This window comes from Gordonia oryzae (assembly GCF_003797185.1).
In the GTDB taxonomy this organism is placed as follows: domain Bacteria; phylum Actinomycetota; class Actinomycetes; order Mycobacteriales; family Mycobacteriaceae; genus Gordonia; species Gordonia oryzae.
Genome location: NZ_RKMH01000016.1, coordinates 24,651 through 45,870 on the forward strand (window position 1 = coordinate 24,651; position 21,220 = coordinate 45,870).

Consider the following 21,220-nt stretch of genomic DNA (forward strand, 5'->3'; position numbering starts at 1 on the left):
TTCGCTTTCACATGCCTCTTAGCGCAGGACCGTGAGCAGCGCTGTGCGTCGTGAATGTGGGCCGTCGCCGAGATCGATGACGGAGAAGTCGCGCCGGTACCGGGCGCCCCGGGCGGCGCCGGCGAGGACGTCGGTGGGTGCGGTGCCGGTGACGAGGGACACCGCGGCCGAGGCGGCGCCCAAGGCCGGCAGATTGGCCGCCGGAGCTGCGGCCAAGCGCGACAAGGAAATCCGCAGCGACTCGGCGGCCAGGCGGGCCGCGACCATCTCGCCGGTCCGCGCCAGGATCACCGCGCGCACCCCGTGCAGATAGGCGCAGTGGGCATCGGTGGGCGGCCCGACGATCTCGATGGCGCGCTCGGCGGACCTGCGGGCTCCCGACGGGTCGTCGCCGACCCGCAGGTCGGCGAGCGCGGCGTGTGCGGTCGCGACGAACGCTCTCGGGGTGTCACCGGAATCGCGCAGACAGGTCTCGAGCAACTCGACCGCGACATCCGGCGCGGAGTCCGACAAGGCGATCGCCTGATGAACCCGGGTGCGGGAACTCTCCTCCTGGAAGCCCAGGGCGGCATAGTCATCCGCGGCGCGGGCGAACAGGGTTGCCGCACCTGCACGGTCGCCGAGGAGCAGGTGGCCGCGGCCGAGACGGTGCCGTGCCGCGGCGGTCAACCATGGATGCCCGGCGAGCTCGGCGGCGACGACCGCTCGCAGCGCCGACCGCCGGGACATCGACGGCGCGGCCGCGAATTCGGCGATGTCGGAGCGCGCGATCTCCGCGACAGCGGCCACCACCGGGTTGGCAGACCGTGATGCCCGCGCGAGGACTTGCGCGAGTCGCCGGGGCGAGCCGTTGACGGCCTCGACCAGTGGGGCGAGATGTGCGGCGGGCGGGTGCCGCCGAGCCGTCCGCCGCAATGCGGTACGGGCCCGGCCGGCTGCCCGATACCTGCCGAGAGCAATGAGATAGCCGGTGGCGCAGAGGAGTCCGGGAATCTCGGCCGAGTCGCCGCAGCCGGGGTCGTCACAGCCCGAGACAGCTGCCTCGGCGAGGTCGCCGAGGCCCGGGTGTCCGCCGGTGCGCACCACCCGCCATAGGGTGATCGGCAGCAGCCGGGCGGGCGCACCGGGGTCGGCCGGGTCGGGGTCGCCGACGACGGAGTCGAGGATCGCGAGCACCGCGTCGGTGGTCTCGTCGAGTCGCGCGAAGGCCTTGACGACGTCGGTGCCCGACAGTGTTCCCGCGACATCGGTCACGAGGCGGCTCGCCCAGGCGATCTTCTCGCGACGCAGTGCGGCCTCGCGCGCCGGATCGGCGGCGGTGTGGGCGCGCGCGAATTCCCGGACCGTCTCGGTGAGTCGATACCGGGTCGCCCCGTCCGGATGGTCGACCACGACGGCGAGCGAATGATTGCAGACCTCGGCCAGTGATTGCTCGGTCACCTCGGCGAACGTCAGAGCGTCGTCGAGGCGGACGTCACCGGGAAGCGAGGCGAGCACCTCGAGTGTGCGCTGTGCATTGTCGGGTAATAATTCCCAACTCGTCGAAACGATCTCGGACAAGGAGCGTCGGCGTCCACCGGTCGGGGTGAGGAGTTCGAAACGGGAATCGACACGTTCGAGGAGGTCGCGCGGCGACAGGTGCCTCAACTGCGCGGCAGCGAGTTCGATGGCCAGTGGTGAACCGTCGAGCCGTGTGCACAGCTCGGCGAACACTGCGACGTCGGTCTGTATCTCCGGTCGTAGTGCGCGAATCCGCCGTTCTAACAGTGCGGCGCCACGCTCGGGTGGCAACGGGGGCACCGTGAGGTTCCGCTCATCGACCAAGCCTAGTCCGATGCGGCTGGTGGCCACGATGGTGAGATCGTCACGTCGGGAACGGATGTCGGTGATCAGATCGGCGACGAAGTCAACCAGATGCTCGCAGCCGTCGAGTACGATCACCGCGCCGGCGGCGGCCAGGTGTGCCAGGGCGGCGCCGGCAATCCCGGACGCGGACACCGGAGAAGCGGTGGGTGTCGCGGCGGTGCCCTGCTCGGGCAGTGCACCGCGTCCGAGCGCCGCGGCCACCGCCGCGCGCACATCGTCGGGGGCACGTGCGGCGGACAGATCCACGAAGACGTTCATCGGGGTATGGACGGCGATGTACTCGGTGACCAGTCGCGTCTTGCCGATCCCGCCGGGACCCAGCACCGTCACCACCGACGACTCACGCAGTGCCGCGGTCAACTGCGTCATCATCTCGGGATCGGCGAGGTACTCGTCGGAGGGGGGTGGGGGAGTCCGTGGCATCGGTGCGTAGGTGAGTGCGGCGCTGTGGGCCGCCGCCAATTCGGGTCCGGGGTCGGCGCCGAGTGCCTCGGCGAGCCCGGCGGCGATCCGGGCATGGATCTGCAAGGCGGCGTTGGGATCTCCGGCCGCGAGAACGGCTCGCATGTGTACTGCGGCGAGATGCTCGTCGAGTGGTCGGCGCTCGCGCGCCATCGCCAACTCGGTGGCCACGGTCTGCGGTTCGGTGCGTAACCGCCGGCGCCAGTCGGCTTCCTGCAGAATGCGAAATGCGCGATCGGCGCGGGCGGTGAGCCGTGCGCGCAGCTCGCCGTCCGGAAGGTCGGTGCCCGGCTCACCGCGCCAATTCTGCAGCCCGGTTGGGTATTCGAGTTCGGCGGACCGCGCTGACCGGGAGAGATCCTCGACGACAGCGAGATCTGACACCGGACCATCGGTGACGAGGCGATACCCCGCCGCCGACCCGGCAATCATCTGGGCGCCGAGACTCTTCCGCAGACGCGAAATCTGGGTCTGGACCGCCCCATTCGGGTTCTGGGGAGGCCGGTCCGGCCAGGCGTCGGCCACGAGCGCTTCGATTCCGACGGGTCGCGGGTGCGACAGGACGAGTGACACCAACAGGCTGCGCGCCCGCCCCGAGGTGACCGGCGTCGCCTCGCTCGCAGTGGTGAACACGCAGACCGGCCCCAGGACGCCGATCCGCGGGTGGGTCCGGGGAGCCTCGGTCACGACGACGTCAGGCCGGGATCACTTGGTGACGGTGAACGGCTCGCCCCACCTGCGGGAGAATGCGATCTCCCTCAGCGGCAGCCGTTCTCGGGGTTGGCGGTCGCGATCGGCGACGTCCGGGTCGAGAAGAGCCGGGTCGTCTGCCAGACGGCCGAGCCCGAGAATCACCATCGGCCGTTTGTCGGCCGGGATGTCGAAGGCCGCGCGTGCGATGCTCGCGTCGAAGCCGGCCATGGGATGGGCATTGATCCCCATCGAGACCGCCTGGATGCTCATCTGGGCCACCGCGAGACCCAGGTCGACGGCGCCGTAGTCGTGCAGCTTGGTATCGTCGGCGGCGTCGCTGGTGCACACCAGGATGAGGGCGCCGGCCGATGGCGCCCACCCCTTGTTGCCGCGAGTCAGGGTGGCGGTCAGCTGCCCGAACGTGGCGTCGCCGCGGAGACCGACGACGAAGCGCACCGGCTGGATGCGCCCCCACGTCGGCGCCCACCGCCCGGCCTCGAGAATGTCGGTGATCTCGTCGGTGCTGAGCGTGGCCTCGGGGTCGTATCCTCGCGCGCTCCAGCGTTCTTCGATGAGTTCATGCACGCCGTCGAGACTACGTTGTCGGCTCGTGGTCGGCCGGGGAGCGCAGCGTGGCTGTCACGCGCGACGCACCACCTGAGCGCTGTGGCCGAGACCATCTCAGGTGAGCACTGTGACCCGACCCCGACGCCCTGCGGTTACCGTGCCGTCGCATCGTCGGCGACATGGCAATGGTGCCGCAGGGTTCGTAGCTGGGGCGCTTCAGCGCACCCGCCGGCGTGTCGACGCCCCGGTCGGTCATCGAGTGGGCCACACCGGCGATCAGCGCCCGCTGATCGTGTCCTTCGGGTTCCGCATCACCACGGCGAGGACGACTGCCAACACGGTGAGCGTGATCACCGAGGCAAGTGAGGCGGCGTGGACCCCGTCGACGAAGGCTGCGCGGGCAGCGTCGGCGAGTGCGGCGCCGTCGGCACCCATCCCGGTTGCCTGATGCAGGGTCTCGCCGAGGGTGTCGCCGAGCCCGGCTCCCGAGATGTGCTCGCGGAACACCAGCGTCGCCAGCGACCCGAGCAGCGCCAGACCGAGCGCGGTGCCCAGCTCGAAGCTCGTCTCGGAGATACCCGACGCCGCGCCCGACCGTTCGGGCGGAACCGAACCGACAACGACCTCGGAGACCAGGCTGAACTGCACGCCATATCCGATACCGGCGATCGACGTCGACGCCAGATAGATCCACAGCGAGCTGTCGGTGGACAGCCACAGCAACCCGAGGTTACCCAACGCGGCGAGCGCCACCGACCCGACCAACGCGGTGCGGGTACCTACCCACGCAGTCACCCGGCTGGCGCCGATCGAGAAGACGGCCACGGCGATCGACATCGGCAGCCCGGCCAGCGCGGCGGCCAGGACGTCGTGACCCATCACCGACTGGAGGTACACACCCGTCAGATACGACATACCGCCTAACGCCATCATCCCCACCAGAGCGCAGGCGACCGCGGCGCTGAAGGCGATGTTGCCGAACAGCATGAGGTCGAGCAACGGGGCACGGGTCCGACGTTGCTGAAGGAGGAACACCGCGAACATGATCACGCCGACGACACCGATCACCGCGATGAGCGGGGACACGCCGTCGGCGGCCACGGTCTTGATCGAGTACACGATCGGCAGGATCGCCAGCAGCGACAACGCCACGCCGAGGAAGTCGAAGGGGTCGGTCGACGGCGCGCGGTACTCGGGAACCAGGCGCGGGGCGAGCGCGAACAGCACGGCCAGTACCGGCACGTTGATCAGAAACACGACGCCCCACCAGAAGTGGTGCAGCAGAACGCCGCCCACCACCGGGCCGATGGCCGAACCGCCAGCGAACGCGGCCGTCCAGACGCCGATCGCGCGAGCACGATCGCGGGCGTTGGGGAACATGTTGGCGATCAGCGACAGACTCGACGGCATCAGTGTCGCACCGCCGATGCCCATCAGTGCGCGGGCGGCGATGAGGACGCCGGCGCTCGGCGCGAAGGCGGCGATGACCGAGGCAATGCCGAACATCGCGGCACCGGCGAGCAGGATTCGTCGCCTACCGAGGCGGTCGCCGACATTGCCCATCGTGATCAGCAGACCGGCGATGAGGAACCCGTAGATGTCGAGAATCCAGAGTTGCTGGGCTGCGCTGGGGTCGAGCGCATCGGTGATCGACGGAATTGCCAGATAGAGCACCGAGAAGTCCATCGACACCAGCAGTACGGGCAGCGTCAGCACGGCCAGCCCGAGCCAGGTACGGCGATCGGCGACCGAGGTGTCCCGGTTGCGCTGATCGGTCGTGCGGCATTCGGTGGTCATGAGGAGGGCTCCGTATCTGGTGTCCGGGTATCTGCACCCGGGACGAGGTTGATGTGGCGTACGCGTCGCCGCGGGCCGGAGCCCGCGTACGACGTACGCTCATTGACGGTACGGATATGGGTACGCTGTACGCAAGTGGAAAATTCCCCGTGCGGGGTGAGGGGAGCGTGGTGGTGGCCCAGTCGGTCCAGAAGCTGACGTCGTCGGTGATCGTCGAGGCGGCCATCGTCGTCGCCGACCGGGACGGGCTCGATGCGTTGTCGATGCGACGCATCGCCGACGAACTCGGCGTCGGCGCGATGTCGCTCTACCGGCACATCGCCGACAAGGACGCGTTGCTCCAGGCGATGGCCGAGGAGATCGGCACCCGGTTTCCCTATCCGGTGCAGGAGTGCTCATCCACCTGGCGTGAGCGCATCGAGATTGCCGTCGAGATCGACTGGGAGCTCTATCAGCGTCACCCCTGGGTGGTGCTGGCATATGCAACGCCGCGCTACGCCTTCGGTACCGAGTCGCTGGCCGGACTCGATTGGCTCATCGCCGGATTCGTCGACGTCGGGGTCGGGCACGTGCGGGCTGCGGAGATGGCCCTGGCGTTCTGGTCATTGGTGAACGGCGTCGCGCTGGCCGCCGTCGGGGAGCAGCTTCTCAGCGTGCAACTCCGACGCCGGGGTGCCGAGGCGTCGCCGTCACCGGACGGCGGTCTGGCCGACCTGATCGCCGGGCGACTGGCCGTCGATCCGACGACCCTGCCGCAGCTGGCGGCCCTCGCCGGCAACCCGGACGCGACCCGACTCTCGGATCCGCGAGCGGTGCTCGACGCCGGACTTCGCGTGCTGTGTGCGGGTTTCGTCACTGAAGTGTCGGGCTGAGAGGCTCGGACCTACATGGCGTGCGGGTACACCGTCAGCATGTGCGCCCCGAACCATGAACTGGCCAGGACTATCGGCACCATCACCGCCACCCCGATCGCCGGGCGGGCCCGGGCGAGGACGATGGCCAGGGGCAGGAGCAGTACGAATGCGGGCAACAGCAGCCGGGGTCGGCTCATCATGAGACCACTCGACGCCACGATCGAGGCAGTCACCAGGGCGCCGTAGGTCAGGACCGGCCACGGCAATCGGGCCCAGAGCGCCACCACCACCATCACCAGCGTCGCGATGATGATCCACGAGGTCGCAACCGGAGCCACCTCGCCGGAGTTCACGAGCTGATCATTGACGAAGGTGAATGCAGCCACGCCCCAATCGAAGCGGGTGTCCCAGCCCTGGGTCTGGATCGTGAACCACCCTGTCGGTGAGCCGGTCTGGGCCCACACCACGGCCAGGTAACCGAGGTAGCCGAGCGGACTGAGGAGCAGAGCGAGCCAGGCGCCGGCGGTCGTCCACCCCGATCCTGATCGGCCCGACCCTTCCTGCCCCGACCCTGAGCGGCCGAACACATCGATCAACGCGGCCAGCATCACCACTCCGATGACGACGACAGCGGTCGGACGAACCGTTCCGACCAAGCATGCGCAGATCCCGGCAAGCACCCACCGCTGTTGCAGTACGCCCACCAGCGCCCAAATGCTCAGCGCGCAGAACAGGGTCTCGGTGTATGCCATGTTGAGGACCACCGACATCGGGGTTGCCGCGAAGATCGCGACGAGATAAAGCCCGACGCGTCGCGCGTACGAGTCACCCGGGTCGGTGTGGGCGAGCGCGGCGACCATCGGTGTCCGCCCGGCCATCCACGCCACGCACAGCGCACCCAACTGCGCTGTGCCCACCGCGGCCACACATCCGAGCACCAGATTCAGCAGCACGGCGGCACCGAACGGACTCAGGAACGGCAGGTGGGCCAGCGCTCCCACGGTGTACGGATATCCGGGAAAGAAGGCGAAGGCGGTGTCGGCGGTGTGATAGCCGCGCGCGTCGGTGAGTTCGACGGGCACTCCGTCGTATCCGTGTTCGGCAATCGCGAGCATCCACTTGCCGTCCCACGCCGACAACGAGTCCCTCAGCGACGATCCGCGCAGCGCGTCAAAACGGGCCAGCATGAGTACCCCGACGGCTCGAATCAGCAGGTAGATGCCGATCGGCGCGAGCCATGACCGCCACGCGAGGGCGGGCGGTGCACTCGCTGCCGACGCGCGCTCCGGTTGGCCGGGGTCGGGTATGCGCGCGTCGTGGCCGACGGCACTCGTGGTGGACACGCAGAGATGGTAGGTCAGCGACCTGTGGAAAGCGCGACCTGTGGAAAGCGCGACCTGGGCGGGCGGCCGAGCGGCGGCTGCGAGGTGCATGCCGGCCGCCGGTAAGGTTGTCCCGGCATACAACGCATCGACACACCTTGCAGGAGGGCAGCCGACGTGGCACTCGTGGTGCAGAAATATGGCGGATCCTCGGTCGCGTCGGCCGAGCGGATTCGTCGCGTCGCCGAGCGCATCGTCGAAACCAAGAAGCAGGGCAACGACGTCGTGGTCGTCGTCTCGGCGATGGGTGACACGACTGACGAGTTGCTCGATCTGGCCCAGCAGGTCAATCCGGCGCCTCCAGCCCGCGAGATGGACATGCTGTTGACCTCCGGTGAGCGCATCTCCAACGCGCTGGTGGCGATGGCGATCAGTTCGCTCGGCGCGCAGGCGCAGTCGTTTACCGGCTCGCAGGCCGGTGTGATCACCACCAGCAGCCACGGATCGGCCAAGATCATCGACGTCACACCCGGGCGCGTTCGCGCGGCTCTGGACGAGGGCAAGATCGTGTTGGTCGCCGGCTTCCAGGGTGTCTCGCAGGACACCAAGGACATCACCACCTTGGGCCGCGGTGGCTCGGACACCACCGCCGTCGCGCTCGCCGCGGCGCTGGAGGCCGACGTCTGTGAGATCTACACCGACGTCGACGGCGTCTACACCGCCGATCCGCGCATCGTGCCCGACGCCCGGCGGCTCGAGACCGTCTCCTTCGAGGAGATGCTGGAGATGGCCGCGTGCGGCGCGAAGGTCCTGATGCTGCGGTGCGTGGAATACGCCCGCCGATACAACGTTCCCGTTCACGTGCGCTCGTCGTACTCGACCAAACCCGGCACGATGGTGGCCGGATCGATGGAGGACATCCCCGTGGAAGAAGCGATTCTCACCGGCGTCGCGCACGATCGCAGCGAGGCCAAGATCACCGTCGTCGGCCTTGAGGACCGGCCCGGTTATGCCGCCAAGGTGTTCCGCGCGGTCGCCGACGCCGAGATCAACATCGACATGGTGTTGCAGAACATCTCCAAGGTCGACACCGGCAAGACCGACATCACCTTCACCCTACCGCGCGAACTCGGGCCGCTCGGTGTGGAGAAGCTGACCAAGCTGCAGCAGGAGATCGGGTTCACCGAAGTCCTTTACGACGATCACATCGGTAAGGTGTCGCTGGTCGGCGCGGGCATGAAGAGCCATCCCGGCGTCACCGCCACCTTCTGTGAGGCGTTGAGCGAGGCCGGCATCAACATCGAACTCATCTCCACCTCCGAGATCCGGATCTCGGTGCTGTGCCGTGACACCGAGCTCGACGACGCGGTGCGTGCGTTGCACGCCGCGTTCGATCTCGGTGGCGACGAGGAAGCCGTCGTCTACGCGGGAACAGGGCGGTAAGGGACATGGGCGAGCGAAGCGACGGGAGATTGTGATGGGACTTTCCATCGGAGTCGTCGGAGCGACCGGGCAGGTCGGCGGCGTGATGCGAACCCTGTTGGCGGAGCGCAAGTTCCCCGCCGATTCGGTGCGGTTCTTCGCGTCGTCGCGCTCGGCGGGCAAGAAGCTGCCGTGGGGTGACGGCGAGATCGTCGTCGAGGACGCCGCGACCGCGGATCCGTCGGGACTCGACATCGCACTATTCTCCGCGGGGGCGACGATGTCGCGCGAGCAGGCACCGCGCTTTGCCGCCGTCGGGGTGACCGTCATCGACAACAGCTCCGCCTGGCGCAAGGATCCCGATGTGCCGCTGGTGGTTTCGGAGGTCAACGGCGAACTCGCCAAGAACCCGCCGAAGGGCATCATCGCCAACCCCAACTGCACCACCATGGCCGCGATGCCGGTGCTCAAGCCGCTGCACGATGCGGCGGGCCTGCAACGGTTGATCGTCTCGTCGTATCAGGCGGTGTCGGGTAGCGGGCTGGCCGGCGTCGAGGAACTGGCGTCGCAGTCGCGCGCGGTGATCGATGACGTCGAAAAACTGGTCTACGACGGGTCGTCCGTCGACTTCCCGGCACCCGACAAGTACGTCGCGCCGATCGCCTTCGACGTGATCGCACTGGCCGGGGCGTTGGTGGACGACGGGTCGGGGGAGACCGACGAGGATCAGAAGCTACGCAACGAATCCCGCAAGATCCTCGGACTGCCCGAGTTGCTGGTGAGTGGTACGTGCGTGCGAGTGCCGGTGTTCACCGGGCACTCGCTGTCGATCAATGCCGAGTTCGCCGAGCCGCTCGCGCCGCAGCGTGCGAGGGAGATCCTCGCCGGTGCAGCGGGGGTCGAGGTCGTCGATGTTCCAACGCCGCTGGCCGCCGCGGGCCGCGACAACTCGCTGGTCGGGCGTATCCGGACCGATCCAGGTGTGCCGGACGGGCGGGGTCTGGCCCTGTTCGTCTCAGGCGACAACCTGCGAAAAGGCGCTGCACTCAACACGATTCAGATCGCGGAACTGCTCGTCTGACGATGTGGTTTGCCTCGATGCCCCAGCCTCACCTCGATGATCGGTGGATGTTGCCATGACTGCTCCGGATGCCTCTGCCCTCGACGCGCGGGTCGGCCACTATTACGCGATTGATGAGGCCTATCAGGTCGGTCGCGAGAAGGTGCGCGAATACGCTCGGGCGGTGCAGGATTCGCATCCGGCCCATCGCGACGAGGCGGTGGCCGGAGAACTCGGCTACGCCGGGGTGGTATCGCCGCTGACGTTCACCGCGATTCCTGCGATGGCGGCCAACCAGGAGCTGTTCGAGTCGGTCGTGGTCGGGTACGAGACCTATGTGCAGACCGAGCAGGTCTTCGAGCAGCATCGGCCGATCGTCGCCGGCGACGAGTTGCACACCGACGTTGAGCTGAGTTCGGTGCGCCGGGTGGCCGGGCGTGATCTGATCACCGTCACCAATACCTTCACCGACGCCTTCGGCGAGGTGGTGCACACGATGCACACCACCGTCGTCGGGGTGACCGCCGACGAGGTGGACCCGTCGATTGCCGAGGCCGTGCGGACCATCATGGTGCACGACGTGAACATCCTCTCGCGCGAGCAGTCGGCCTCCGGCTACCGCAAGACGGTCCGGTCCGACGGTGCGCGCCGTATCGCGACGGCCGGTGCGACGCGTACCCCCGGCTCGCGCAACTTCGACGACCTCGCCGTCGGCGACGAGTTGCCGGTGCGGCACGCGCGACTTTCGCGCGGCGATCTGGTCAACTATGCGGGAGTCTCCGGCGACGCGAACCCGATCCACTGGGACGAGTCGATCGCCAAGCTCGCCGGCCTGCCCGACGTCATCGCGCACGGGATGCTGACGATGGGTCTCGGGGCGGGCTTCGTCTCCGCGTGGTCGGGCGATCCGGGTGCGGTGACCCGTTATTCGGTGCGCCTGTCGCAGGTGGCGGTGGTCTCGGCCGCCGAGGGCGGCGACATCGAGTTCAGCGGGCGGATCAAGTCCCTCGACGCCGAGACCCGCAGCGGCGTGGTGATCATCGTCGCGAAGTCCGGCGGCCGCAAGATCTTCGGGCTGGCGACGATGAACGTGCGCTTCGCCTGACGGCCGGAATCCCCGACGCCTGGAATCCCTGACGACCGAAAGGGCAACGCGCCCAGGATATGTGGCGGGCGGGTCAGCTGCGCTCGTCGGCGACCGCTTGCGCCGCCTCATCGATGATTGCGCGCATGGCGTTCTCGGCGGCGTCGGGTTCGCCGAGCCGGATCGCGCGGGCGACGTCGTCGTGCAGTGCGATGGCCGCGGGGTTGGGCCGGGCGGGCATCATGCCGTGATGGGTACGGCCGGTGAGGACCTCGCCGACCACCCCGGTCAGTGCCCGGAACATCTCGTTACCGCTGGCCTCGAGAAGGCCGCGGTGAAAGATCTTGTCGGCCAACAGGTAGGCGTCGAGGTCTCCGGTCCGTCCGTGTACGGCCATGTCGGAGGCCGCGGCGGCGAGTACGCGGCACTGGTGTTCGTCGGCGCGCTGGGCGGCCAGTGCGGCCGCGGCGGGCTCGATACCCCGGCGTAGCTCGGACAGCGTCAGCAGGAAGGCGGCGCGATCGGCGCCGTCGAGGCGCCACCGGATCAGTCGCGGATCGAACACACTCCAGCGGGTTCGGCGCTGCACGGTGATCCCCACGCGTCGCCGCGACGCGACGAGTCCCATCGATTCGAGTACACGGATCACCTCGCGGGCCAGGGTGCGGGACACCGTGAACTCGGTCCCGATCCCGTCGAGGGTCACCACGGCGCCCTCGGGCAGATCGCCGGAGGCGATGCGCACCCCGAGTTCGGTGAGCACCTGTTCGTGCCGATCGGTGGCGGCAGTGGTCTCGGTCACCCAATCATCTTCTCATTCGCGGGTGTCAATCGCGAAGCGCTGCCGTTTACGGTCGTGCGATCCATATAAAACGATGATTGGAGTCTTGGGCTTGCAATAGTCATACCTTTAAGGCAGTCTATGTGACCAGTAGCACAGCAGCAGAGGAGCGGGCATGGGGTCGCCGGTGGTGGTCATGGGAGTATCCGGATCGGGAAAGTCGACGGTCGGCGCCGCGTTGGCGCAGCGCATGCGGGTGCCGTTTGCCGACGCCGACGACTTTCATCCGCAGTCGAACATCGACAAGATGACGGCCGGTCGCGCGCTGACCGACACCGACCGGCAGCCGTGGCTCGACCTCATCGGGGACTGGCTCGGTGAGCACGGCGACGGCGGGGTGATGAGTTGTTCGGCGCTCAAGCGCGCCTACCGCGACCGGTTGCGCAGCCACTGCCCCGACACGGTTTTCGTCCACCTCGACGGGCCGCTCGAGGTGATCGCGCGGCGGCAGGCGTCCCGGCCCGGGCACTTCATGCCGACGTCGCTGCTGCACTCACAGTTCGACATCCTCGAGCCGCTCGGGTCCGACGAGCGTGGAGTCATCGTCGACGTCGACCAGCCCGTCGACGCCATTATCGACCGCATCGCCGCCGCACCACTGATCGCCGACGCCACCGGAGGCGCCCGATGAACACGCTCACCGTCCTCGCCGCCGAGACGACACTGCCCGACCCGGTCGGCTCCGGCTGGCATCTCGTCGTCGCCGCGCTCGCGGGCATCGCCGTCATCGTCGCCCTCATCACGTGGGCCAAGGTCCATCCTTTCCTCGCCCTGATCGCCGGTGCGGGCACCGTGGGAATCGTTGCCGGCGAAGCGGTTCCGAAGGTCATCGACTCGTTCACCGCGGGCTTCGGATCGACTGCGGCCGGGGTTGGCATCCTCATCGTGCTCGGCGCGATGTTCGCCAAACTGCTCGCCGATTCCGGCGGTGCCGACGAGATCGTCGACACCATCGTCGGCCACGCCGGGCCGCGGATGCTGCCGTGGGCGATGGCCCTCGTGGGTGCGGTCATCGGGCTGCCGATGTTCTTCGAGATCGGCCTGGTGTTGTTGATGCCGGTCATCTACCTCGTCGCCCGGCGCTCGGGTCTCGGCCTGATCCCGATCGGTATCCCGGCGCTCGCCGGACTCTCGGCCATGCACGGCTTCGTCCCGCCGCATCCCGGGCCGCTCGTCGCCATCGACGCACTCCACGCCGATCTCGGCCTCACCTTGGCTCTCGGTGTGGCCGTGGCGATTCCGACCATCATCGTTGCCGGTCCGCTGTTCGGCATGCTGGCCGGGCGATGGGTCGTCATCGACGCGCCCCGCACCTTCGATGCCGACCCGGGTACCGTCGGCGCCCGCTCCGAGAGTTCCCCGGAGGAGTCCGAATCAGACTCCGGCGCAACACCTTCGGCACGATCGCCCAAGGGGCCGGGATTCGGCCTCACCCTCGCGACGATCCTGCTGCCGGTGGTGCTGATGCTCGGCAAGGCCATCGCCGAGATCGTCGTCGACGACGACGGTCAATGGATCCGCAGGATTCTCGACGTGCTCGGCACGCCGTTGGTCGCACTGCTGATCGCCGTCGTCGTCGCGATGTTCACCCTCGGCCGCCGATCGGGCATGACCCGCGACACCCTCTCGTCCTGTGTGGGATCGTCGCTGCCGCCGATCGCGGGCATCCTGTTGATCGTCTCGGCCGGTGGCGGCTTCAAACAGGTCCTCGTCGACACCGGCATCGGCACCCTGCTCGCTGACTGGGCATCGGCCGCCAACATCTCGGTCATCCTGCTCGGCTGGGTGCTCGCCGCACTCATCCGTGTCGCCACCGGATCGGCCACCGTCGCGACCATCACCGCGTCGTCATTGATGCTCGGACTCGTCGACGGGCTGAGTTCGGGCCAGGTGTCGCTGGTGGTTCTGGCGATCGGCGCGGGCTCGGTCTTCCTCTCACACGTCAACGACGCCGGATTCTGGCTGGTCAAGGAGTATTTCGGGATGAGTGTCGGGCAGACCTTCAAGACCTGGTCGGCGATGGAGACGATCCTGTCGGTGACCGGACTGATCGTGGTGTCGGCGCTCGGCCTCGTGATCTGAGGGTGACCGGGATCTACCCCGCGAGGTTACTGTGCGGTAGCTTACCTAGCCATGAGACGAATTCGGGGATTGAACTCATCACGGCGAACCTGGGGGATTCGGGGTGCGGCGGTGCTCACCGCCGGCGCGCTGGCCGCCGCCGGAGCGAGCCTGGCAGCACCGTCGGCCCAGGCCGCAGACTTCTACACACCGCCCGCGCACTTCGCGAGCGCACCGGGATCGATCATCCGCAGCGAGCCGTCACCGCTACTGCTGCAGATTCCCGGCATTCCGAACCAGTGGCCGGGCACCGCCAAGCGCGTCATGTACACCTCGGAGTACCAGGACGGTTCGCCGGCCGCGGTGACCGGAACGGTCATCGAACCGACCGCCCCGTGGCGTGGCAAGGGCCCGCGACCGACCGTCGTGCTCGGCCCCGGCACCGTCGGGCAGGGTGATCAATGCGCCGGATCGAAGCTCATGTCGTTCCCGCTGGCGATCGATCCGAGCAAGCCGTCGATCGCGGTGAACTACTCCGGTCTGGAGATGAATCTCCTGCTCATCAACGGTGTGCGCGTGGCGATCACCGACTACATCGGGATGGGCACACCCGGCATCCACACCTACGTCAATCGACTCGAATCCGGCCACGCCATGCTCGACGCCGCGCGCGCAGCGCTGAAGATTGCCGGGGCACCGGCGAATTCACCGGTCGCGTTCTCCGGCTACTCGCAAGGCGGTGGTGCGGCGGCATCGGCGGCCGAACTCGCCTCGACCTACGCACCCGACCTCAACGTCAAGGCCACCTATGCCGGTGCTCCGCCCGCGGATCTGTCGAAGGTGATCGACCGCATCGACGGCACCGCGATCTCCGGCGCCATCGGCTACGCCATCAACGGCCTCGAAGCCCGGTACCCGGCGCTCAAGACCGTCGTCGACCGGCAGACCAATGCGGCCGGACACACTGCACTGCAACGGTTGTCGACGCAGTGCATCGGTGACACGATCCTGTCCTACGGATTCCAGCGGACCAACTCCTGGACCCGCAGCGGTCAACCGCTGTCGGCGATCGTCAACGCCGACCCACAGGTCCGCAAGATCGTCGGGGACCAGCTGATCGGCAAGCTCAAGCCCAACGCCCCGGTGTTGCTCGAGGGCGGGATCAACGACGACGTCATCCCGTATGACCAGGTCGCCCAGCTGTATCGGGACTGGAAAGCGCAGGGCGCCACCGTGTCCATGGTCACCAACACCCTCCCGCCGATCTTCCCGGGACTGGTCGTGAACCACGCGCTGCCTATGCTCACCACACTGTTGCCGGCGACGAATTTCCTCCTCACCGAACTCGCCAGGTGACATGACGGCGGGTCGACGGGTCCGGGCGGCGGCGGTCGCGGCGCTGATCACCGGCATGGTGGTCGCCGGCTCGGGCCGCGCTGCCGGGGACCCGCCGCCCGATCCGGGGCCGCCGATCCTCGGACCGCCGGGCACGTCGCTGATGCACGGGGATCTCGAGTCCACCGACTCCACGCCTCACCCCGGACCCGGCCGCGGCGCCCGGCTGCTCGCGTCGTCGGTACCGGGAGCCGCGTGCGCGGCAACCTTCGTGGGCAGCGGCGGCATGCCGGTCTCGTTGTGCACCAGGTACATCGGAGCACCCGGAGACGGGTCTGCAGGCGGGTTCGCGGTGCCGTCGGTGACGCTGTTCGATCCGGCGTCCGCCGCACCGCTGGCGTCGGTTCAATTGGCCAAGGGCGGATTGCTCGGCGGGGTGTACGGGTACCTCGACGGCCGCGACCGGGTGGTCGTCGCCGACGGCTCGAACGCGATCCTCTTCGTTGCCCACCGGCACACCACCCGCGGGTGGCAGGTGTACGTCGACGACCGGATCGACGTGTCCGGGCACATCCCCTCCGGCGACTCGATCACCGGCCTGGCGCCGGATGGGTTGGGCCGCATCTGGTTTGCGACCGCCCACGGCGTGATCGGCACCGTCGACACCGACCGTCGCGTGCACTCGGTGCATCTGCCGCCCGGCGAGGACCTCGGCAACGGACTCAGCGTCCGCCCCGGTGGTGTCTCGGTGCTCACCACGCACGCGCTGTACGAGATGTGGGCGACCCCGGGTGCCGCGCCGCACACGATCTGGCGACAGGCCTACGACCGCGGCCCGGCACGCAAACCCGGCCAGCTGACGTGGGGATCGGGCACGACGCCAACGTATTTCGGTCCCGGCGGCGAAGGCTGGGTGGCGATCGTGGACAACGCCGCGCACCACCCGTCGCTGATCGTGCGAGACAGCGACACCGGTCGGCTCGTGTGCACAATGCCTGCCTTCGGCACGTCCGGTCAGGGCACCGAGAACTCGCCGATGGCGTGGGGTGACTCACTGGTCATTCCCAGCACCTATGGCTATCAGTACCCGCCGCTGGCGGTGTCGGGGCCGTCGGTCCCGGCGACTTCGGGCTTCGTCGGCGGGTCGACCCGCATCGACGTGACCGCGCGCGGCTGTCATCGGGTCTGGGAGAACAACGACCGCCTCGCGTCGTTGCCGAAGCTCTCCCGCGCCGACGGACTCATCCACGGCCTCGGATACGGGCCGTATGTGCCGGGGGCGATCCAACAGAGCGGGCCGGTCGACTACATCGCGAGCGACTTCGCCACCGGACGGCGGGTGGTCACCCGGCAGATCGGTACCGCTCCGATCGACGAGCCGCTGGAACTGACGGGCACCATCGCCGCCGATGGCATGTTGTGGCAGGCGACGGTCGGTCACATGCTCAAGATCGGCCGGTGAGCTCGGTGGTCGACGGTCGCCCTCCGTGTTCCGATGACCGGGCGCGCCACCGCGCCGACGCGACGAGTGTCACAATGCGACCATGATCGATCCCACCTCCGAGGACCCCGACCGCAGGCCCTCGCAGGCCGAGCTCGACGCGCAGGACCTTGCCGAACTGCAGCGGACCTCGGCCGACCGGGACCGGGCCAATCTGTACCCGAAGCCGCCCACCGCGCCCGGGCCTGCGCCGGCTGCTTTGGCGCTGCACGCCCGGGTGGCCTTCTGGGGCGCGGCCGCTGCCGGTTTGGTGTGCGTCGTGTACGGGGCGATCAATCTCGGAGCGATCCGAGATCTTCTTCGTGATCGGATGCTCGCCGACGCCGTGGCCACGCCGAAGGGTCAACCCAGCGCCGGTCAGATCAACACCTTCGCGTCGGTGCTGCCGGTCGCCGGGCTGATCGTCACCGTGCTGTTCCTTCTCGGCGCATACCTGTTTCTCCGGGCCACTGCCACCCATCACAGCCGCAACTGCCGCAATTTCTTCCTCACGATCGTCGTCCTGAACCTCATGTGCATCCCGGTGGGACTCGATCTCTTCTTCCGCTATCCGAGCTTGTGGTCGGGGACCGTGATTCTCGGATGGATTCAGTTCGCGTTGCTGCTGGTGTCGGCGGTCATGACCCTGCGCCGTGTCGTCGATCGCTGGCTGCCCGAGTCGACCCGGATGCGCCCGACGCGAATGCTGCGGGCCCGGTAAGGAACTCGCCGTGGCCGCAGCCACCGGTCACCCGGCCGTCGCGGCGATCAGCTCCTTGGTGAACTCGGCCTCGTCGATGCGCGTGCTGCGACCGTCGGCGACGACGATCTCGCCGTCGACCATCACCGTGTCCACCAGACGCGGGGAGCCGGTGGTCAGTAGCGCGGCGCCCGGATCGCCGACCGGGAGTGTGGCGTAATCCCGGTCGAAGCGCAGCAGTGTCAGGTCGGCGGGGGCGCCGACGGCGACGCCACCGATCGATTCGGGGAGCCCGAGCGCCACGTTCGCGCCGCCGCAGGCGATGTCGAGCATCGTCGCGTTGCCCATCAGATCCGCGCGCCGATGCACCGCCCGCTGCAGATAGGCGCCGATGCGTAATGTCTCGAGCATGTCCTGGGTGTCGTTGCTGGCCGCGCCGTCGACACCGAGCCCCACCGCGAGGCCTCGATCGAGCATCGCAGGCACCGGGGCGACGCCACTGCCGAGTCGCATGTTCGACAACGGGTTGTGCGAGATCGCCACACCGCGGTCGGCGAGCAGAGCCTGGCCGTACTCGTCGAGTTCGACGCAGTGCACCGCGAGCACCCGATCCCAGAGGAAACCGCCGCGATCGAGGTAGTCGACGGCACCGACACCGGCGTGTTCACGGCACATCACATCGTCGGTCGGCGTCTCCAGCAGATGGATGGAGACCGACAGGTCACGCTCCTGGGCGAACTCACGCAGCGTCGTCATGCCCGGCTCGGTGAGCGAACGCGGATTCGGGACCGCGAGGGCGATCGAGATCGTCGACCCGTCGACCTGCGTCCGTAGGTGATCGATGTGGTCCACGACCTCGTCGAGGGGTTGCATGAGCCGTGGCTCGAAGCCCCACTTGCGGGTCGCGTCACCCCGATCGGCGACGCCCCGCCCGAGTAGGGCACGAATCCCGGTGTCGTGCAACGCCTGGATCACCGCACCGTGGACCTCATCCGAGGGGTGGGGCCACATGTGCTCGACGAGGGTCGTCGTGCCCGATCGCAGACTCTCCAGGCAGGCTGCCGCCGCCGCGAGATAAGCGCGTTCCGGCGTGATGACCACCGACTGCTCGCCGACGGCCAAGAGCCACTCCAGAAGTGGTGTGCACTCGGCGATTCCGCGCATCAGCGACTGCTGCAGATGGGTGTGGGTATTGACGAAGCCGGGGATGAGTACCGCGGGCAGTGCGGAGTCGGGAGAGGCGGTGGTGTCGGAGATCGCGCTGATGACCCCGGCAGCTACATACACATCCTGGTGGGCGACCCATGTGCCGCCCATGCGGACGGTGACGTCGGTGAATGCCCGCTCTCCGGCCGGAGAGCCATCACGGGCGGTCATCGACGGCTCTTGGTGGCGTCGAAGTTTGCTGAAAGTCGTTGGGCAATATAATCGGCCGCAGTAATCGGAGGGTACTTGCCCCCCGCGCTCTCGATCAGCACGTCGGTGTTGGCCTGCGCGAAGTAGGCGATGGTGTAGCGCGGGCCCTGGTACTCGCCGCGACGCGGTGCGCGCACCCGATGGAAGTTCGACGGCAGGGTGTCATCGGACCAGCGCATCAGCATGTCGCCGATGTTGCAGGTGATTGCCTCGTCTGACGGGTCGACGGGAGTCCATGCCTGGCTGTCGGCTTCGGCTCCCGGCAGGACTTGCAGACCGCCCTGCCCTGACCGCTGGAACAGCAGGGTCAGCACATCGAAGTCGGTATGCGCACCCGCTCGCCAAATGGTGGGCTCGTCGAGCAACTCGTCGGGGAAGCGGTAGTAGTGCAACAGCCGCAGAGTGCACTGATAGGTATCAACGTCCGGATCGTGTGCGCGGGTGAAGAACTCGCGATCGAAGCCGAGCTTGTCGGCAAAGCAGCCGAGCAGCGACATCGCGAGTTTCCGGCACCGCGACTCGAAATCATCGAGGGTACAGCGGAATCCGGCGAGTTCGTCCTCGGTGGGCCACAAACCGTCCATCCGTGGGCGGGTGAACTGGTAGGACTCCTTCTGATCCGGGGTGCCGACCGACGGCCGGACCTGGGTCATGAACTCCCAGCCCGCGTTCCGCCCCCTCTTCAGCGGATAGCGCTCCTTGATCTTCTGGGGCAGTGCGAAGAACCGCTCGGACATGGTGAACGCATGGTTCACCACGGACATGTCGATGCCGTGATCGACGATCTGGAAGAACCCGATATCGGTTGCGGCCGAGAAGAGTTGCTCGGTGATCTCGGCGCGGCGGGCGGCGAAATCGGCGAGGGAGATCTGGCGGACCTCGCGGTCGGCGGTCTCGGTGCCCACATCACCCATCCGTGACTCCCGGGTGAGTTCGGCCATCGGAGTGGCCGGGATGTGGGTGGGATCGGTATGGGTGGCAGACGTGTGAATATCGACGGTGGTCGTCGTGTCGTTCATGGTGTGACTCTCTCGGTGGTCATGAGACGGTGTGCGCTTTTCGACGCCGGCCGCGTGAGAGAGGAGTGGCCGACGGACGCGAACAATCGGCTTCTTGCCGGTTGCTACACACGATCTCGTGCCGAAGATGATACGACGCCTTCGGCGGGCCCGCCATTCGGAAGGGGCGCGGGTGAGTAGGTAGGTCGAACCTGCCCAGGTTGGAGTTGATCCGATAGTTGGATCTCCTCCACACACCTGGTGTGCCGCAGCCGCGGGGACAACAGAGCCGTCGACTGCGTCGTCGCCGCGACACCGTATCGGAACCCCGACCACGGGTACCTCCTCGAAGAGGCCGAGATCACCTTCTGGGTGGTGTTGCCGATCCCGCGGCGCGGTTTCGGTGACCGCCGTCACCGAGGCCCGTGATCTGTTGCCGGGAATTCTCGCCCAATTCGTCGCATCGGGAACGCGGAGACGTCGAGAATGGTTGATGAGCAGGGTAGTTCGACAACAACCGGAAATTCGCTCGATCGAGTACGTCCAACACGCCGTCCACGGGCGGCCGACAACCGAGGAGACATCATGGCAATCGCACCCGCATACAGCATCTCGTCCAAGGCCAGTGGCGGCGGCCGCGACGGAGAAGTGGTCTCCGCGAGTGGTCAGATCGACCTCGAACTGCGTCCGCCGAAGGAACTCGGGGGCAGCGGCGAGGGTAGCAACCCCGAGGAGCTGTTCTCGGCCGGCTACGCCGCCTGCTTCCTCGGCGCCCTGCGCGCCACCTCCACGCAGGCGGGCTCGCCCGCACCCGACGACGCCACCGTCACCGTGACCGTGGGCATCGGCAAGGACGAGTCCGACGGCGGTTTCGGGCTAGTCGTGGACATCGAGACCTACCTGCCGGGCCTCGACGAGGCGAAGGCCAAGGAACTCGTCGAGAAGGCACATGCTTTCTGCCCGTACTCCAAGGCCACCAAGGGCAACATCAATCACACTCTGACGGTCCGTGTCTGAGGACGTCACGGTCCACCGCGCCACCGCGCGTTGCCGGCCACAGTCAGGCAACCTCACCACAAGTCGGGGTCACACCATGTCTGCGCCGTCCACCCCCATCGCCGGCCGCCTCATCGCCGGCCGCCTGAGAGATGAGCAGAAGGAGATCACCGTCACGACCCTCGTCGATCGGATCGCTCTGTCGCTGATCGCCGCGCACGCCCACTGAGACGTCGCCGGCGACCAACGCCGGTCGATGCATGCAC

Annotated in this window: 18 protein-coding genes; 11 read left to right on the plus strand and 7 right to left on the minus strand. The window is 67.9% G+C overall.

What is annotated here, in order from left to right:
• Positions 1–18 precede the first annotated feature (18 nt).
• The 3 genes from EF294_RS18055 to EF294_RS18065 form a co-directional block, all read right to left on the minus strand.
• On the minus strand, positions 19–3,015 hold the full coding sequence (locus tag EF294_RS18055) for an ATP-binding protein (RefSeq protein ID WP_123932350.1): 2,997 nt from the start codon (positions 3,013–3,015) through the stop codon (positions 19–21).
• An 18-nt stretch (positions 3,016–3,033) separates the two neighbouring features.
• Entirely contained in the window at positions 3,034–3,606 is a 573-nt protein-coding gene (locus tag EF294_RS18060) for a nitroreductase family protein (RefSeq protein ID WP_123932351.1), read from the minus strand.
• A gap of 258 nt (positions 3,607–3,864) precedes the next feature.
• Positions 3,865–5,385: an MFS transporter gene (locus EF294_RS18065; protein WP_123932352.1), complete on the minus strand. Its 1,521-nt coding sequence runs from the start codon at positions 5,383–5,385 to the stop codon at positions 3,865–3,867.
• Positions 5,386–5,501: 116 nt separating this feature from the next.
• On the opposite strand from EF294_RS18065, the gene EF294_RS18070 reads away from it, so the two are divergent.
• Positions 5,502–6,257 (plus strand): TetR/AcrR family transcriptional regulator, encoded by a 756-nt coding sequence (locus EF294_RS18070; RefSeq protein WP_123932353.1) that lies wholly within the window; start codon positions 5,502–5,504, stop codon positions 6,255–6,257.
• An 11-nt stretch (positions 6,258–6,268) separates the two neighbouring features.
• Here EF294_RS18070 and EF294_RS18075 read toward each other — a convergent pair whose 3' ends face one another.
• A complete protein-coding gene (locus EF294_RS18075) occupies positions 6,269–7,582 on the minus strand; it encodes a hypothetical protein (RefSeq protein WP_123932354.1) in 1,314 nt (437 codons plus the stop codon).
• A gap of 156 nt (positions 7,583–7,738) precedes the next feature.
• On the opposite strand from EF294_RS18075, the gene EF294_RS18080 reads away from it, so the two are divergent.
• From EF294_RS18080 to EF294_RS18090, 3 genes are read left to right on the plus strand one after another with little or no spacing between them, the layout of a single operon-like run.
• The gene (locus EF294_RS18080) at positions 7,739–9,004 is read left to right on the plus strand and encodes an aspartate kinase (protein ID WP_006369521.1); all 1,266 of its coding nucleotides are present in this window, start codon (positions 7,739–7,741) and stop codon (positions 9,002–9,004) included.
• 34 nt (positions 9,005–9,038) lie between these two features.
• A complete protein-coding gene (locus tag EF294_RS18085) occupies positions 9,039–10,064 on the plus strand; it encodes an aspartate-semialdehyde dehydrogenase (RefSeq protein WP_123932355.1) in 1,026 nt (341 codons plus the stop codon).
• Between the two features lie 55 nt (positions 10,065–10,119).
• Entirely contained in the window at positions 10,120–11,148 is a 1,029-nt protein-coding gene (locus tag EF294_RS18090; protein WP_123932356.1) for a fused (3R)-hydroxyacyl-ACP dehydratase subunits HadA/HadB, read from the plus strand.
• Between the two features lie 73 nt (positions 11,149–11,221).
• Here EF294_RS18090 and EF294_RS18095 read toward each other — a convergent pair whose 3' ends face one another.
• Positions 11,222–11,929: a FadR/GntR family transcriptional regulator gene (locus EF294_RS18095; RefSeq protein WP_123932357.1), complete on the minus strand. Its 708-nt coding sequence runs from the start codon at positions 11,927–11,929 to the stop codon at positions 11,222–11,224.
• 154 nt (positions 11,930–12,083) lie between these two features.
• Here EF294_RS18095 and EF294_RS18100 point away from each other — a divergent pair, with 154 nt between their 5' ends.
• The 5 genes from EF294_RS18100 to EF294_RS18120 all read left to right on the plus strand — a co-directional run bounded on the left by EF294_RS18100 (position 12,084) and on the right by EF294_RS18120 (position 17,565).
• Positions 12,084–12,599: a gluconokinase gene (locus EF294_RS18100; protein WP_123932358.1), complete on the plus strand. Its 516-nt coding sequence runs from the start codon at positions 12,084–12,086 to the stop codon at positions 12,597–12,599.
• Positions 12,596–14,050, plus strand: a complete 1,455-nt coding sequence (locus EF294_RS18105) for a GntP family permease (RefSeq protein ID WP_123932359.1) — start codon at positions 12,596–12,598, stop codon at positions 14,048–14,050. Before EF294_RS18100 ends, EF294_RS18105 begins: the two co-directional genes overlap by 4 nt.
• 51 nt (positions 14,051–14,101) lie before the next feature.
• Positions 14,102–15,385: a lipase family protein gene (locus tag EF294_RS18110; RefSeq protein ID WP_185091146.1), complete on the plus strand. Its 1,284-nt coding sequence runs from the start codon at positions 14,102–14,104 to the stop codon at positions 15,383–15,385.
• A gap of 1 nt (position 15,386) precedes the next feature.
• Positions 15,387–16,826 carry a hypothetical protein gene (locus EF294_RS18115; protein WP_123932361.1) on the plus strand — a complete coding sequence of 480 codons (1,440 nt, stop codon included), beginning with the start codon at positions 15,387–15,389 and terminating at the stop codon, positions 16,824–16,826.
• An 82-nt stretch (positions 16,827–16,908) separates the two neighbouring features.
• On the plus strand, positions 16,909–17,565 hold the full coding sequence (locus tag EF294_RS18120; RefSeq protein ID WP_123932362.1) for a hypothetical protein: 657 nt from the start codon (positions 16,909–16,911) through the stop codon (positions 17,563–17,565).
• Between the two features lie 27 nt (positions 17,566–17,592).
• Here the strand turns inward: EF294_RS18120 and EF294_RS18125 are convergent, their stop codons facing one another.
• A complete protein-coding gene (locus EF294_RS18125) occupies positions 17,593–18,921 on the minus strand; it encodes an amidohydrolase family protein (protein WP_123932363.1) in 1,329 nt (442 codons plus the stop codon).
• Positions 18,918–19,979: an isopenicillin N synthase family dioxygenase gene (locus EF294_RS18130; protein WP_123932364.1), complete on the minus strand. Its 1,062-nt coding sequence runs from the start codon at positions 19,977–19,979 to the stop codon at positions 18,918–18,920. The genes EF294_RS18125 and EF294_RS18130 overlap by 4 nt, the downstream gene beginning before the upstream one ends.
• 564 nt (positions 19,980–20,543) lie before the next feature.
• On the opposite strand from EF294_RS18130, the gene EF294_RS18135 reads away from it, so the two are divergent.
• Together EF294_RS18135 and EF294_RS22490 are read left to right on the plus strand one after the other, a co-directional pair.
• A complete protein-coding gene (locus EF294_RS18135) occupies positions 20,544–20,975 on the plus strand; it encodes an organic hydroperoxide resistance protein (protein WP_123932365.1) in 432 nt (143 codons plus the stop codon).
• A 76-nt stretch (positions 20,976–21,051) separates the two neighbouring features.
• Positions 21,052–21,183: a hypothetical protein gene (locus EF294_RS22490; protein WP_281276020.1), complete on the plus strand. Its 132-nt coding sequence runs from the start codon at positions 21,052–21,054 to the stop codon at positions 21,181–21,183.
• The last annotated feature ends 37 nt before the right edge of the window (positions 21,184–21,220 follow it).